This is a genomic window from Aliidongia dinghuensis, assembly GCF_014643535.1.
Lineage (GTDB): Bacteria > Pseudomonadota > Alphaproteobacteria > ATCC43930 > CGMCC-115725 > Aliidongia > Aliidongia dinghuensis.
In genome coordinates this window covers 42,887-58,186 of sequence record NZ_BMJQ01000011.1, presented here as the reverse complement: position 1 = coordinate 58,186, position 15,300 = coordinate 42,887, and the positions used below count along the sequence as shown (strand labels likewise).

The 15,300-nt window shown below is 68.1% G+C and carries 12 protein-coding genes; 5 read left to right on the top strand and 7 right to left on the bottom strand.

Features of this window, described 5'->3' with window-relative positions:
• Positions 1–47 precede the first annotated feature (47 nt).
• From IEY58_RS20515 to IEY58_RS20485, 7 genes are all read right to left on the bottom strand, one after another.
• Entirely contained in the window at positions 48–1,367 is a 1,320-nt protein-coding gene (locus tag IEY58_RS20515) for an ABC transporter ATP-binding protein (protein WP_189049227.1), read from the bottom strand.
• Between the two features lie 14 nt (positions 1,368–1,381).
• Positions 1,382–3,121 (bottom strand): ABC transporter permease, encoded by a 1,740-nt coding sequence (locus IEY58_RS20510; RefSeq protein WP_189049225.1) that lies wholly within the window; start codon positions 3,119–3,121, stop codon positions 1,382–1,384.
• Positions 3,122–3,648: 527 nt separating this feature from the next.
• Positions 3,649–4,953, bottom strand: a complete 1,305-nt coding sequence (locus IEY58_RS20505) for a DUF2336 domain-containing protein (RefSeq protein WP_189049223.1) — start codon at positions 4,951–4,953, stop codon at positions 3,649–3,651.
• Positions 4,950–6,698 carry a GGDEF domain-containing protein gene (locus IEY58_RS20500; protein ID WP_189049221.1) on the bottom strand — a complete coding sequence of 583 codons (1,749 nt, stop codon included), beginning with the start codon at positions 6,696–6,698 and terminating at the stop codon, positions 4,950–4,952. Before IEY58_RS20500 ends, IEY58_RS20505 begins: the two co-directional genes overlap by 4 nt.
• A gap of 199 nt (positions 6,699–6,897) precedes the next feature.
• A complete protein-coding gene (locus IEY58_RS20495; RefSeq protein WP_189049219.1) occupies positions 6,898–7,626 on the bottom strand; it encodes a Bax inhibitor-1/YccA family protein in 729 nt (242 codons plus the stop codon).
• Between the two features lie 114 nt (positions 7,627–7,740).
• On the bottom strand, positions 7,741–10,326 hold the full coding sequence (locus tag IEY58_RS20490; protein ID WP_189049218.1) for an ABC transporter permease: 2,586 nt from the start codon (positions 10,324–10,326) through the stop codon (positions 7,741–7,743).
• On the bottom strand, positions 10,319–11,047 hold the full coding sequence (locus tag IEY58_RS20485; RefSeq protein ID WP_229743846.1) for an ABC transporter ATP-binding protein: 729 nt from the start codon (positions 11,045–11,047) through the stop codon (positions 10,319–10,321). Before IEY58_RS20485 ends, IEY58_RS20490 begins: the two co-directional genes overlap by 8 nt.
• 139 nt (positions 11,048–11,186) lie before the next feature.
• Between IEY58_RS20485 and IEY58_RS20480 the strand changes: the two genes are divergently transcribed.
• The 5 genes from IEY58_RS20480 to thpR all read left to right on the top strand — a co-directional run bounded on the left by IEY58_RS20480 (position 11,187) and on the right by thpR (position 15,279).
• Positions 11,187–11,792 carry an arylesterase gene (locus IEY58_RS20480; protein WP_229743845.1) on the top strand — a complete coding sequence of 202 codons (606 nt, stop codon included), beginning with the start codon at positions 11,187–11,189 and terminating at the stop codon, positions 11,790–11,792.
• A 39-nt stretch (positions 11,793–11,831) separates the two neighbouring features.
• Positions 11,832–12,959, top strand: coding sequence for an FIST signal transduction protein (locus IEY58_RS20475; protein WP_189049214.1), 1,128 nt, complete (start codon positions 11,832–11,834; stop codon positions 12,957–12,959).
• A 78-nt stretch (positions 12,960–13,037) separates the two neighbouring features.
• Positions 13,038–13,547, top strand: a complete 510-nt coding sequence (locus tag IEY58_RS20470) for a winged helix-turn-helix transcriptional regulator (protein ID WP_189049212.1) — start codon at positions 13,038–13,040, stop codon at positions 13,545–13,547.
• 80 nt (positions 13,548–13,627) lie between these two features.
• Positions 13,628–14,668 (top strand): NADP(H)-dependent aldo-keto reductase, encoded by a 1,041-nt coding sequence (locus IEY58_RS20465; protein ID WP_189049210.1) that lies wholly within the window; start codon positions 13,628–13,630, stop codon positions 14,666–14,668.
• 74 nt (positions 14,669–14,742) lie between these two features.
• Positions 14,743–15,279 (top strand): RNA 2',3'-cyclic phosphodiesterase, encoded by a 537-nt coding sequence (thpR, locus tag IEY58_RS20460; RefSeq protein ID WP_189049208.1) that lies wholly within the window; start codon positions 14,743–14,745, stop codon positions 15,277–15,279.
• Positions 15,280–15,300: the final 21 nt, after the last annotated feature.

The window sequence follows — 15,300 nt, the reverse complement described above, 5'->3', positions numbered from 1 at the left end:
CGTTCGAACGGGCGGAGGCATCGGTCGCCACCGCCCGTCCCTCCTGATCAGCCTTCGGGATTCTCCAGGCTGAACATCTCGGCCTGGTCCTCGTAGGAGAAGACCTCGCCATAGCGGCCCCAGTTAATGATCGTGTCGATCGTCTCCTCGGCCGCATCGTCGCTCAGGTAATCCTCGAGCTCCTGCTCGAAGCGCACGCGCGGCGCGCGGTGGCCCGGACGCTCGTCCAGCACGCGGCGGATATGGGCCGCGAGCGGATAGTGGCGCAGCAGATGGTCCGAGAACATGCGCTTGCGCTGCTGGGTATCGGCCTCGGCAAACACCCGGCCCGGCATGGTCAGGTGGATGTCGGCATCCCGCACTTCAGCGAAGCCCAGGTTCTGCAGCGCTTCCGCCGCCGGGAACAGCTCGTCGCCTTCGAGCTGCAGGCTGCGCGCGATCTCGGGCAGGTCGGCCCGGCCGCTGTAGGGGGCCGCCGCGACCGTCTCGAGCAGACCGGCCATGATGTTGGTCGAGACGCGCGGGATCCAGGTGCCGATCTCGACGCCCTTGACCTTGCCCTTGGCGTCGGGTGCCGGCCTTGCCGTCATCTTGGCATAGATCTCGTCGACCATCTGGCGGAACGTCGGGTCGAGCCGGTCGCGCGGGTGCGCGAACGGCACCCTGATCTCGGCCGCGACGCGCCCCGGGTTCGACGAGAACACCAGGATGCGGTCGGCCATGAACACGGCCTCTTCGATATTATGGGTGACGAGCAGCACCGACTTGGTCGGCAGCCGCTTCTCCATCCAGAGATCGAGCAGATCGGTGCGGAGCGTCTCCGCCGTCAGCACGTCGAGCGCCGAGAACGGCTCGTCCATCAAGAGGATGGTCGGGTCGACGACGAGGGCGCGGGCGAAGCCCACACGCTGCCGCATGCCGCCCGAGAGCTCGCGCGGATAGGCCGATTCGAAGCCGTCGAGACCGATGAGGTCGATCGCCGCCAGCGCGCGCTTGCGCGATTCCTTGGGATCGACGCCCAGTGCCTCGAGCCCGGCCTCGACGTTCTGCAGCACGGTCAGCCACGGGAAGAGCGCGAAGGTCTGGAACACCATCGCGATGCCCTCGGCCGGCCCCTTGACCGGCTCGCCGCGATACATCACCTCGCCGGCGCTGGGCCGGATCAGGCCGGCGATGATGCGGAGCAGCGTGGACTTGCCCGAGCCGGATCGGCCGAGCAGCGCCACGATCTCGCCGTCGCGCAGCGTGAGGTCGACATTGTCGAGGACGAGCAGCTCGCCGGCACTCTTCTCGAAGCCCTGGCGGACGCCCTTGGCCGACAGCACTTCGGCGCCGGGCGCCGCTTGGGTCTGAACCAGATTCAACATGGTTTGCTGCCTCCTCAATCCAACCGGAACCGGCGCTCGGCATAGGCATAGAGCGGACGCCAGATGGTGCGGTTGAACACAATGACGAAGAACGACATGACGGCGACGCCGAGCACGATCTTGGGATAGTCGGCTGCCGTGGTGGTGTCGGTGATGTAGGCGCCGAGGCCGTGGGCCTTGACGGTGTCATCGCCCCACTTCACGACCTCGGCCACGATGGAAGCGTTCCAGGCGCCGCCGGACGCGGTGATCGCCCCGGTCACGTAATAGGGGAAGATGCCCGGCAGCATGACCTTGCGCCACCATTGCCAGCCGCGGATCTTGAAATTGTCCGCCGCTTCCCGGAGCTCGTTCGGATAGGTCGTGGCCCCGGCGATGACGTTGAACAGGATGTACCATTGTGTGCCGAGGATGATGAGCGGCGACAGCCAGATATCCGGGTTGAGCTTATATTTGAGGATCACCACGACCGCGATCGGGAACAGCAGGTTCGACGGGAAGGCCGCCAGGAATTGCGCCAGCGGCTGCACGCGCTCAGCGAGCTTGGGGCGCAGGCCGATCATGACGCCGAGCGGAACCCAGATGAGCGAGGCGACCACGATCAGGATTGCGACGCGCAACAACGTGTAGAAACCGAGCGTCAGAACGGTCCAGAGATCGCTCCAGCCCAGTTCGGCGGTGATGAAGTCAATGATGCTCCAGGCGACGTAGATCGTACCGATGGCCACGACCACATACCACGCCCAGTCGATGATCTTCGACATGGGCGAGCGCCGCACATTCGTTTGCTGCCGGCCCTGGGGCATCGGCACGCGCAGGCGCAGGAAGCCGCGGATGAGCCAGCCGATCGGCTGACCCACGTGCTGCACGAGGCGGGCCCGGCGCATCATGTCGAGGAACCAGGACTCGGGGGCCGCCTGCGCCGCAGTCATCTCGAAGCGGAACTTGTCGGCCCAGGCGACGAGCGGCCGGAACATCAGCTGGTCGTAGAGGATGATGACCACGATCATGGCCACGATCGTCCAGCCGACGGCACTGAGGTTGCGGTCGTCGATCGCCTTCGACAGATAGGCGCCGATACCGGGCAGCGTGATCGTCGTGTCGCCGACCGTGACCGCTTCGACCGCGACCACGAAGAACCAGCTGCCCGACATGGACATCATCATGTTCCAGATGAGGCCCGGCATGGCGAATGGCACTTCGAGCCGCCAGAAGCGTTGCCAGGCGGAAAACCGGAAGCCGCGCGACGCCTCGTCCAGGTCGCGCGGCACCGTCCGCAGCGACTGGTAGAAGCTGAAGGTCATGTTCCAGGCCTGGGCCGTGAAGATGGCGAAGATCGCCGCCAGCTCCGCTCCCGCGACCTTGCCCGGAAACAGCGCCATGAAGAACAGCACTGTGAACGAGATGTAGCTTAGGACCGGCACCGACTGGAGGATGTCGAGGATCGGGATCAGCACGAGTTCGGCCCGCCGGCTCTTGGCCGCGAGCGTGCCGTAGACGAGCGTGAAGACAACCGACCAGACGAGGGCCGCCAGCATGCGCAACGTCGTGCGCAGCGCGTATTCCGGCAGGTTGGCGGGGTCGAGCGTCACCGCGCCGGCGTCGAGGATGGTAAGCGGCGCGCTCATCTGCTTGCCGCCGATCATCGTCAGCGCCAGCAAGCCGATGATCAGTGGGAATGCGACCAGATCCCAGCGGTTGGGCAGCAGCTCACGCCGCGGCGTGATCGCGAACAGGAAGGAATCACCGCGCATCGACGCAGCGCTCCCTGATCCGGACGCCTCGGGGCGCGCGCGCCATCGGCGGACATACGAAGATGTTCATGCATCACCTCCAAGCGGGACGTTTCCCGGCTTCAAGGCGACGCACGATCCCCGTCAGAAGGTGGGGGCCCGTACGCCGGCACTCGCGGCCGGCGAGAAACTTCCGTAATTTTGCGCGGTGCCCAGGCCGGAAGGATCGACTTCGATATCGACTCCGACAAGGGCGCCACTACTGTGACTGGCCATTTCACTCTCTGAAGGGCGATGGGCGTTCCGGAACAAGGCATTGGCGCCGCCCCGGAACGGTCTCGCATTAGGCCGTTCGCCGCAGGCTGTCAATCCGCAGAAGATGACAATTGTGACAGTCGAAAAGCGAGTGAAAACCTGTGTCGCGGAAGCACCACGCGACGGGCGGTAGAATTTCCTTCATCGGCGCCTGACCGAGCGTCAATTCCCTGAAGGGCCGAAGGCATCGGCCACATGCTCAGGCGACGCGATCGGTCATTTCGGAGGCGAGCTTACAGGGCGCTCTGCCGCTGGCTGCCTTCGGCCGTCATGTCGGCGAAGAAGTCCAGCTGCCAGGCGAGCGCCTCTTCCGACAAGGGGAAACCGCCGTCGGCCCGCGGCTTCAGGGTCTGGGGCGCCGGGATGCGCGCCACGACGCTCTGCAGCCGCACGGAAAACCGCATGGACAGGCCGGCCTTCCAGACGAGCGCCGTGATGCCCTTGGGACTGTGCGACGACAGGATCTTCTCGACGACGCCGAGCGGCTGTTCCGCCAGGACCGCGAGCCCGGCGTTGACCAGCTCCCGCCGGCCGTCGATGAGCGCGTCGACGAGTGCCGATTCGGTGAGCTTGCCGGCGTCCTTGAGCCGCCTCGCCTCGGCCAGCAGTCTGTCGCCGGCCGGCTCCGCCGCCGCCTCGCTGCCACCCTCGGCTTCGAGCCGGGCGAGCACGACCGCCTGCAGCGCCTTGATCGTGTCGAGCGCCAGGTCGCCGCGCGCCGTCAGATGCTGGATCAAGTCCTGTGCCACGAAACGGGCGAGCCGCTTCGCCGCACTGTCCGACAGGCGCGGACGCTCGACCAGCGGGCGGTGCCAGGCCTTGTGCGCCGGCGCCCGCTCGATGAGCACGTCGAGCGTCTCCTCGCGGATCTGTGCGCTCCCATTGCTCAAGAGCGCCGTAATCGCGTCGACATCGTCGCCGGCGCTGATCTCGTCCGAGACCGCAGCGGACAGGCCCTTCCGCTTGGCGATCGCCCGCACCGCGCCCGGGATCGGCATCTGGCGCACCAGGTCCAGCAGATCCTCGTCTGTCAGCAGCGGCGAATATTGCAGGAGCGGCCCGGCGACCGAGAGCTCCGGATCGCGCGCCAGATGCTGCACGATCTCGGGCGGGGCGTCGGGCATCTTTTTCAGCGTGTCGGCGACGATCTTGCGCACCTTCACGGTCTGGTCTCGGACGAGCGCCTCCAGCACCTGATAGGTGATTTCCTTGACCCGGTCGCTCTGACGCTGGGTCAGGGTCGGGGCCAGCCGAGCAATCTTGTGCGCGAGATCGGCGCGCACCGCCTCGTGTGCGTCCCGGGCGAGGATCAGGTCTGCCTGAACCGGCGTCGCCTCGTTGCCGGCGACCGCCGTGCGCACAGTCGGGTCGGGATCGCTCGCGAGGAAATAGAGGACTTCGGGCTTGACCTGCAGATTGCCGGCGACACGGCGCCGGTCGGCCGGATTCCGGCTCTGGATGAGACGCTTGGACTCTTCGTAGTCGATCACCGGCGACCCGGCGCCGATTTGAAAAATGCGTTGAAGCAGACCCTTCATTCCACCGACCCATCCGCTCGGATGGGCTCTCCGGCCATGCCGGCCATGGCGTCGAGCGGCTCCGGCGGGCCAGTATCGTCAGGCAGGAGCCGAGGCGCAATCTCGTATCCGCTCTTGCGCCGGGCCTTGACCCGGTACATCGCCGCGTCCGCGGCTGCGAGCAGCCGGTCGAGTGCCACCGGTGCCGCACCATCGTAGAGCGCCATGCCGATCGAGACGCCGAGCGGGCGATCCGGGACCACGGACAATTGCTCGAGCCGGTTCATCTGGAGGAGCAGCGCCTCGGCGCGCACGGGAGCGCTCTCCGCCGTGACGCCGTCGAGCCAGATCAGGAACTCGTCGCCGCCGATGCGCGCGATCAGGTCCGAGGCCCGCGTCGCCGCCTTGGTCAACTCGGCAAAGGTCAGGATCGCCCGGTCGCCGGCCAGGTGGCCGGCATAGTCGTTGAGCGCCTTCAGGTTATTGATGTCGAGATAGACGAGCGCGCCGCCGGTCTGCGCCACCATGTGCCGACCGAGCCGCCGTTCCAGATCGGCGAAGAAGGCGCGCCGGTTCAAGACGCCGGTCAGGCTGTCGGTGTTCGAGATCGTGACGATCTCGTGGAATTTCTTCAGCTGCGCGATCGCGAGGCCGATCTGGGCCGCGACGTCGCTCAAGACCGCCCGATCGCCGTCGCCGAAGCCGCGGCTCTCGGTCTTGCACCAGAACAGCACGGCACCGTTGATGCGGCCGTCGCCAGCGCTCGCATCCTCGGTCAGCTGGCCGATGAGCTGCAGGCCGCCACGCAGCAGATCGACCGCGCCCTGCTCGACGAGCGCCGCATGCGCTTCGGGGAAATCATGCTCGGGCAGCGGTTCGCCCCACGAGACGACGTCATAGCTCGCAGCCGCCGGATGGCCGGCGAGGATCATGCCGCCGTCGGCGCCGATCGCGAGGCCGGTGCCCGAGAGCGCCGCCGGCAGCGTCTTTTCGGGATTGATCTCGGTGCGGATCGTGTCGCCCAGATAGGTCATGAGCCGGTCGCGCAAGAGCCGCTGCTTCTCGGCCCGCTCCCGCTCGCGCTGCTCGGTCACGTCGCGGCCCATGCCGCGCGTGCCGCACCATTGGCCGTCGGGATCGTAGATCGGCACCGCGGTGATCGACTGGCACGAGGTGGTGCCGTCGGCCCGCTGCAGCCAGACGTCGGTCTGCAGCACCGTGTCGCGCGCCTGGAACACCGGATAGGGCAAGGGCGAGGCGTCGACCACGAAATCGGTCGCAAGCCGGCCGAGCAAATCGCGGGTCGCGTAGCCGAAGGCGCCGGAGCCCGACAGGAAGACGAAGCGGCCGTGGCGGTCGGTCTCCCAGACGAACTCGCTCGCCGCCTCGACCAGGTCGCGATAACGCTGCCGACTTTCGATGAGCGCGCGGCGCAGCGCACTTTCCGCCGGGTTGGTCGCGATCAGCACCAGGGCGCCGGCCGCACGGCCGACGAGCGGCTGAATGATCACGTCGGCGCAATCGCCGGGGAACGGGCCATTGAGCCGCTCCAGCCGGAGCGCCCCGGCCGCGATGGCCCGCGCGCCGGCGATCGCGACCTCGTGGACCGTGTCGTCGTCGAAATTGGCGAGCAGGTCGATGCCGAGGTCGTTCGCGCCCCGGACCTCGCCGGACGGCTCGACGACGAGGGCGGCCCCGCCGAAGCCCACGAGATTGGTGAGCGCGTGCGGCAGACTCTCGACGGTCTCGATGTTCGCTTGGCTCATCGGCCCCACGTTCGTGACGTCCTTTGGACGCGGATGCGCAAGGCCCCACCGCCGAATCGATTCCAGGGCGGGCCGTTCGCTCAAATTGTCGCGAAATCCATAAGAACCGGTAAACTCAGGCGCTACCGCTGCGCCACAAAGAAAACCGCCCGGAAGCGGTCGCTTCCGGGCGGTTCGCAGACACCGGCTGCAGCGTGGGTCAGTCGCGGCGTTGGCCGAAGAACTGCAGCAGCAGCATGAACAGGTTGATGAAGTCGAGATAGAGCGTGAGCGCGCCCATGATCGCCGTCTTGCCGACCGTCTGGCCGTCATAACCGGCGACATAGTCGTACTGCTCCTTGATGCGCTGCGTGTCCCAGGCGGTGAGGCCCGTGAACACGATCACGCCGATCACCGAGATCACGAACTGCAGCCCGCTCGAGTGGAAGAACATATTGACCAGGCTGGCGAGGATGATGCCGATCAGGCCCATCATCATGAACGAGCCCATCTTCGTCAGGTCCGCCTTCGTCGTGTAGCCATAGAGGCTCATGCCGAGGAAGGTCGCGGCCGTGATGAAGAAGGTGAGCGCTATGCTGGTGTGCGTAAACACCAGGAAGATGCCGGCGAGCGACAGGCCCATCAGGGCCGAATAGGCCCAGAACGTCGCCTGGGCGCCGCCGAAGCTCATCTTCTGGATCCGGAAGCCCAGCACCATGACCAGGATGAACGGTGCGAACATCACCACATAGATCAGCGGCGTGTGCGCGATCTGCAGGTAGAAACCGGTCTCGGCGGCGAGCCAGGCCGTGATGCCCGTCAGCGCCAAGCCCGAGGCCATGTAGTTGTAGACGCGGAGCATGAAGGCGCGGAGACCGAGATCGTACTCGGCCCCAACCGCCGCCGCGCTGCGGCCTACCGACCAGGGATCCTGAGAACCGTAAGACATTTAAGCCTCATATCGTAAACGTGGGTAAACCCAGCACCCGAGAATATTGGGATTTTCGTCCCCGATTCAATAAATAGCACAGGTCCGGAACATTAACGATTATTCATCCCGGAGCTATTCGTCCCGAAGCCGGGCGGCCGCCTTGGCGCCCAAGGCCCGCCAGGTGCCGGCGAAACCGACGACGAGGGTGAGGGCGACGCTCGCGAGCGCCGTCTCGACGACGCGCCAGCCGTCGAAGCTCCATTCGCCGTGCATCACCCGGGTAGTGAGCGCCCAGGCGGCGATCGTGCCGAGCCCGGCAGCGATCGCGGCCGCAGTCAGGCCCAAGAGCCCGTATTCAATGAGGAATCCGAGCGCGATGCGCCGGCGCGTGCCGCCCAGCACCTTCAGCACGATCGCCTCGTAGACCCGGCGCTGCTGGCCCGCGGCGATGGCGCCCGACAGCACGAGCGCGCCCAATCCCAGCGTGATGGCGGCGGTGATGCGGATCGAGGTGGCGATGTCGCCCATGATCTGGTTGATCGTGTCGAGCACGTCCTTGACCCGGATCGCCGACACGTTCGGGAACTTGTCGGTGACCGAGCGCTCGAGGGCCGCCGCCGCCGCCGGCGTGTCGGCGCGCACGGTCGCGAGATTGGTCTGCGGCGCATGCTCGAGCGCGCCCGGTGAGAAGATCGTGAAGAAATTGATGCCGAGGCTCGACCACTCGATATGCCGGAAATTGGCGAGCGTGCCGCTCACCTCCCGGCCCGCGACCGAGAAAGTAATGGTGTCGCCGAGCTTCAGATGCAGGCCCTCGGCCAGATTCGCATCGAGCGAGACGAGCGGCGGCCCCTGATAGTCGGCCGGCCACCAGGCGCCATTCACGACCCGGCTGCCGGCGGGCAGCGTCGCGGCGTAGGTCAACCCCCGCTCGCCGCGCACGGCCCAGAGCGCCGACGGCTCGACCGGCGCCTGGTCGACCGGCACGCCGTTGAGCTTGACGATGCGCGCGCGCAGGTTCGGCACCCGCTCGAGATCGGTGATGCCGGGCGCCTGGCGCGCAAGATCGGTGAAGCCCGGAACCTCGTCCGGCTGGATGTCGATGAAGAAGGTGCTGGGTGCCGCGGCCGGCAGCCGTTCCGTCACCTCGCGCCCGAGGCTCGATTCGACGAGGGCCACCGCGACCAGCACCGTCAGGCCCAGCCCCAGCGACAGGACGACGCTCGGCGTCGCGGCCCCGGGCCGGTGCAGGTTGGCGACCGCCAATCGAAGACTAGGCCAGCGCATCGCCGGCAGCCGCCGGGCCGCCGCCATGATGCCCGCGCTGGCGCCGCGGAACAGCACGAGTGCCGCCACGACGCCGCCGACGAACCAAAATGCCAACCGCTTGTCGTCAGCCGTGCCGATCGCGAGGCATGCCAGCGCCAGCGCCACCACGACGGTCGCGAGCCCGTCGCGCCAGCCGAGCCGGCCTTCGAGGCCGAGGATCGCCGCGCGGAACAGCGCCGCGGCCGGCACACCGCGCGCGCGGGCCAAGGGCCAGAGCGAGAAAGCGAGCGCCACCAGCGCGCCGAACAGCGCCGAGAGACCCAAAGGCCGCGGATAGAGTGCCAGCCGCGCCGCGACCGGCAGCTTGTCGCCGGCCAGCGCCACGACGCCCCAGGGCGCCACGGCGCCGATGACAAGGCCCAAGGCCACGCCGACGAGCGCGAGCGCCGCAATCTCGATCAGATAGGCCGTGAAGATCACGCGCGCCGAGGCGCCGAGGCATTTGAGCGTGGCGATTGTCTCGGTCTTCTCGCCGAGATGCGCCGCGACCGCATTGCCGACGCCGACGCCGCCGACGAGCAGGGCCGTGAGGCCGACGAGCCCCAGGAACAGGCCGGTGCGGTCGAGGAAATTGCGGATCGAGGGTGCTGCCTCCGTCGTGTCGCGCGCACGCCAGCCGGCGTCGGGGAAGGTCCGGTTCGCAGCCGCAATCACGTCCGCGGCCTTGACGCCGGCATCGAGCTTGAGGCGCGCCACGGTGACCGAGATGGTGCCCGGCTGGTCGAGGCCGGTTCCGGCCAGTGCTGCGCGCGCGATCATGACGCGGGGCCCGAGCTTGAACGGGTTGGCGCCGGCGTCGGGCTCGCGCGTCAACCGGGCGCGGATCTCGAACTGGCCGTCCCCCAGCCGGATCCGGTCGCCAAGCTTCAGGCCGAGCCGGTCGAGCACCAGCGGATCGACCACGGCACCGGGCACCCCGTCCTGGTCGGCGAGCGCTTGACCCAGCGACATTGCAGGATCGAGCACGACCGTACCGTAGAGCGGATAGGCGACGTCGACCGCCTTCAGCTCGACGAGCGCCCGCGCACCGCCGTCCGCCGTGCGCGCCATGCCGCGCATCTCGCGCGCGACGCTCAGGCGCCCCTCCCCGGCCAGATAATTCTCCTCCGCCGCCGGAATGCCGCGCTGGGTCAGGCGGAACTCGACGTCGCCGCCGAGGATCGCCTGGCCGTCGGCGCGCAGGCCTTGGGTGAGCGCCGTCGACAGCGAGCCGACGCCAGCTATCGCCGCGACGCCGATCGCCAGGCACAGGATGAGGACGCGGAAGCCCTTGAAGCCGATGCCGAGGCCGGCCTTGAGCTCGCTCCGTGCGATGCGGAGGGCGAGTGCCAGCGTCGACGGCTCGCGAGCGATGCCACTCGCGACGCCGGCTTTCGCGATGTCAGCCATGGACCGCGACCGGCGCCAGGGTCCGGCGGCGATCGCCGACGACCCGGCCGTCCGCCAGCTCGATCACCCGGTCGCAGCGTTCGGCCAAGGCCGGGTCGTGGGTCACGAGCAGCATGGTCGTGCCGGCCTTGGCCTGCAGGCTGAACATCAGGTCCATGATCTTGCGGCCCGTCGCCTGGTCGAGGTTGCCGGTCGGCTCGTCGGCGATCAGCAGCCGGGGCTCGACCGCGAAGGCACGGGCGAGCGCCACGCGCTGCTGCTCGCCGCCCGAGAGCTGGCTCGGGTAATGGTCGAGCCGATGACCGAGCCCGACCGCAATGAGCCCGTCGCGCGCCCGCTCGAACGCATCGCGCCGGCCGGCGAATTCGAGCGGGATCGCGACATTCTCGAGCGCGTTCATGGTCGGCAGCAGGTGGAACGACTGGAAGACGATTCCCACGTGATCGCGGCGGAACCGGGCAAGCGCGTCCTCGTCGAGTCCGCTATAATCGACGCCGGCGACGGTGACGCGGCCGCCGGTCGGCCGCTCCAGCCCACCGATCACCATCATGAGGGTCGTCTTGCCGGAGCCGGAGGGGCCCACGATGCCGACCGTGGCACCGGGATCGATCGCCAGATCGATCCCGTTCAGGATGTTGACCTCGCCGCCGGCGCTCGTCAGTTTGAGCGTCAACGCATCGAGGCGGATCATGGCATCGTTGTTGGCGGGAGCCGAATTCATGCCGGGGCCTTCAGGAACGGAACGGGCTGGATTAGGACGTACTGGATCAGGACGGGCGAGGTCGACGGGATATGGCCCGCCGGCTTGGCTTTTCAACGCGTTCAGGCGCACAAGACTGCGCCATCTCGGCGCAGCGCTGTTGGCGTTCGGCCTCGCCGTTGGCGCCGCGCAGGCGGCACCGACGACGATCCTCGCGTTCGGCGACAGCCTGACCGCCGGCTATGGCGTGGCACCGGAGGACGCCTATCCGGCGAAGCTCGAGGCCGCGTTGAAGGTCAAGGGCTACGACGTCCGCATCATCAATGCCGGCGTCTCGGGCGACACGTCGGCGGGCGGGCTCGCCCGGCTCGACTGGGCGCTCGGCGACCATCCCGACTATGCGCTGGTCGAGCTCGGCAGCAATGACGCGCTGCGCGGGCTCGAGCCCACCGAGACGCGCAGCAACCTTGACCATATCCTGGGCGCGCTCGAGCAGGCCAAGGTCAAGGTGCTGCTGATGGGCATGCTGGCGCCGCGCAACTGGGGCACCGACTATGCTCAGCGCTTCGACCGGATCTATCCGGATCTGGCGGCCCAGCACCGCGTGCCGCTCTATCCGTTCTTCCTCGACGGCGTGGCGCTCGACCCCAAGCTCAACCAGGCCGACATGCTGCATCCGACCCCGGCCGGCGTCGACGTGATCGTCCACCGCACGCTGCCGGCGGTCGAGGCGCTGCTGGGCCCACCTGGGGCAGCACCGTCATGAGCGCCCCTGGCATGAGTACCCTGGCATGAGTACCCTGGCATGAGTGCGCTGGTCAGGAGCACGTCGTTCCGCCTGGGCCACGCCGGCGGCGACGATTGGCGGCAGCTCTACGCCGATTGCCTGGCGCAGATCGCACCGCTGCCGGCCGACGCCAATTTCGGCCTGGTCTATGTGACAGACCTGATCGCCGGCGAGTTGCCCGACATCATCAAGCGGCTCCGGCGCGAGACCGGGATCGAGGCCTGGGCCGGCGCCGTCGGGATGGGCATCTGCGCCACCGGCATCGAATATCTCGACGAGCCGGCGATTGCCCTCATGGTGGGCGCCTTGCCGCCGGGCAGCTTCCGCCTGTTCACGCTCGACAACGACGCACCGCCGGCATCGCTGACCCAGCCGGCGCCGGGCGGCGAACGGCTGGCCGCCGGCTTCGTTCACGGCGATCCGCGCTTCGCCGGCGTCGCCGATGCGGTCGCCGCCGTCGCCAGTGCGGCCCAGGCGTATCTGGTCGGCGGTCTCAGCTCCGCGCGCACGGCGCCCTGGCAGATCGCGGGCACGGTGGTCGAGCGCGGCATCTCGGGCGTGCTCTTCGACGACCGGATCGAGCTCGTCACCGGCATGACCCAGGGCTGCTCGCCGATCGGCCCGGTGCGACGCGTCACCGCCGGCGCCGACAATATTGTGGCCGAGATCGACGGGCGGCCGGCGCTCGAAGCGTTCAAGCGCGACATCGGCGACCTTCTGTCGCGCGACCTCAAGAAGGTGGGCGGACTGATCTTCGCCGGCCTGCCGGTGCCCGGCACCGACAAGACGGACTATCTGGTGCGCAACCTGCTGGCGATCGACCAGCAGGACGGCTGGATAGCCATCGCCGGCACCGTCGCCCCTGGCGATCCGATCCTGTTCTGCCGGCGCGACCGGGCGGCAGCCACAGCCGATCTTGGGCGCATGCTCGACGACGTGGCGCGTCGCGCCCAGGGCCGCGCCAAGGCCGGCGTCTATTTCTCCTGCGTCGGGCGCGGCCCCGGCTTCTTCGGCGGCGACGGCGTCGAGACCGCCGCGATCCGCGACCGGTTCGGCGACCTGCCGCTCGTGGGCTTCTTCGGCAATGGCGAGATCCTGTGCGATCGGATCTACGGCTACACCGGCGTGCTGGCGCTGTTCTTGTAAGACGCTGCTTGCGAACCGAAACTGGTTGAAAAAGCCGGGACCAGTGCGAATATGCAACTGGTCTCGGAGGATGTGCCTATGAACGACAGCCAGCGCTCGGGCTGCCCGATCAATCTTTCGCTCGAAGTGTTCGGCGACAAGTGGAGCCTGATCGTCATCCGCGACATGATGTTCGGCGACCGCCGGCACTTCCGCGAGCTCCTGACCCGCTCTGAAGAGGGCATCGCCTCCAACATCCTGGCCGACCGGCTGAAGCGGCTTCTTGAGCAGGGCATGATCAGCCGCGCCGACGACCCGAGCCACAAGCAGAAGGCGATCTACAGCCTGACCGAGAAGGCGATCCAGCTCGTGCCGATCTTCGCCATGCTCGGCGCCTGGGGTCGCCGGCACTTGGCCGTAAGCCAGGAGCTCAGCATCCGCGCCGAACTCCTGGAGAACGGCGGGCCGCCAATGTGGGATGATTTCATGGATGAGCTGCGCGCGCGGCACCTGGGTCACCCCCTGCCCGCCCACGCCGGCCCGTCGGTCGCCGAGCGGCTGCAGGCGGCCTACGAGGCGCTGGTCGCTGAGCGCACCGGCGCTGCTTGACCAACGGACGGCTGCTTGACCAGCGGACGGGCGACCGGGCATGGTCGGGGTCCCTCCCGCTCCTTTCCTATGAGTTGTCCATGGAATACCGCCGTCTCGGCCGGACCGATATCGAGGTGAGCCGCATCTGCCTCGGCACGATGACCTTCGGCGAGCAGAATACCGAGGCCGAGGCTCACGCCCAGCTGAGCCTCGCCGTCGAGCGTGGCATCAATTTCCTCGACGCGGCCGAGATGTATCCGGTGCCGCCGAAGCCCGAGACCCAGGGCCTGACCGAGCGCTACATCGGCAGCTGGCTGAAGGCGACGGGCCTGCGCGACCGGATCGTGATCGCGACCAAGGTCGTAGGGTCGTCGCGCGACATGAGCCATTTCCGCGACGGCAAGCCCCGGCTCGACCGCGCCAATATCCGCGCGGCAGTCGAGGGCAGCCTCGCTCGCCTCGGCACCGACCGGATCGACCTCTATCAGCTGCATTGGCCGGACCGGAAGACCACGACCTTCGGCCAGACGACCTATCGCCACGAGATCGATCCCGAGGAAGTGCCGATCGAGGCGACGCTGGAGGCGCTCGCCGAGCTGGTGCGCGAGGGCAAGATCCGGGCCGTTGGCCTCTCGAACGAGACGCCGTGGGGCACCATGCGCTTCCTGGCCTTGGCCGAGCGCTACGGCCTGCCGCGCGTCGCCAGCATCCAGAACGCCTATAGCCTGGTGAACCGGACGTTCGAGCAGGGCCTGGCCGAGGTGGCGCTGCGCGAGGATTGCGGACTGCTGGCCTATTCGCCGCTCGGCGGCGGCACCTTGAGCGGCAAGTACCTGAACGGCGCCCGGCCCGAGGGCGCGCGCATGACGCTGTTCAAGCGCTTCACCCGCTACGACCGCCCCGAGGCCGTGGACGCGACCGGCCGCTACGTGGCGCTGGCGCGCGAGCACGGGCTCGACCCGGCGCAGATGGCGCTCGCCTTCGCCCATCGCCAGCCGTTCGTGACCTCGACCATCATCGGCGCCACCACCCTGGACCAGCTCGAAAGCGACCTCGCCGCCTTCGCGCTGCCGCTCGACGAGACGGTGCTGGCCGGCATCGAGGCGATCCACCGGGCGATCCCCAATCCAGCCCCCTGAAGGCTGACAAGGGAAGCGAGCGGGACGGTCGTTTTCCCTTCCCGCTCGTCATGGTTTTGGTGTGTCATAAGTCCATGCTGAGGCTCTTCGTCGGCATCGATCTGCCACCCGAAACGAAACTGGCCTTGTCGGTCGCGGCCCAGGGGCTGCCGGGCGTCAAATGGGTCGAGCCGGGCAACTACCACGTGACCCTGCGCTTCATCGGCGAGGTCGACGAGGGTGTGGCGGCCGACATCGACGAGGCGCTGGCCGAGGTCCGCGCCCGGCGCTTCGCGCTCTCCATCGCCGGCGTCAACCTGTTCGGCAGCGAGGATAAGCCGCGCGTGCTCTATGCCGGCGTCGACCGGTCGGCGCCGCTCGTCGAGTTGCGCGACAAGGTCGGCCAGGCGCTGAACCGCGCCGGCCTGCCGCCCGAGGGGCGCCATTTCACGCCCCATGTGACGCTCGCCAACATCCGCGACGGCCGTCCGGTCCATCTCGGCCGCTATCTCGAGGGCAACAATCTGCTGCGCCTGCCGCCGTTCCCGGTCGAGCGGTTCCAACTTGTGCAGAGCTATCTCACCAAGGCCGGCTCGCTTTACGAAGCCGCCGCGGAATATCCGCTGGTCTAAGGTGGGTACGTGGCCGTCGGC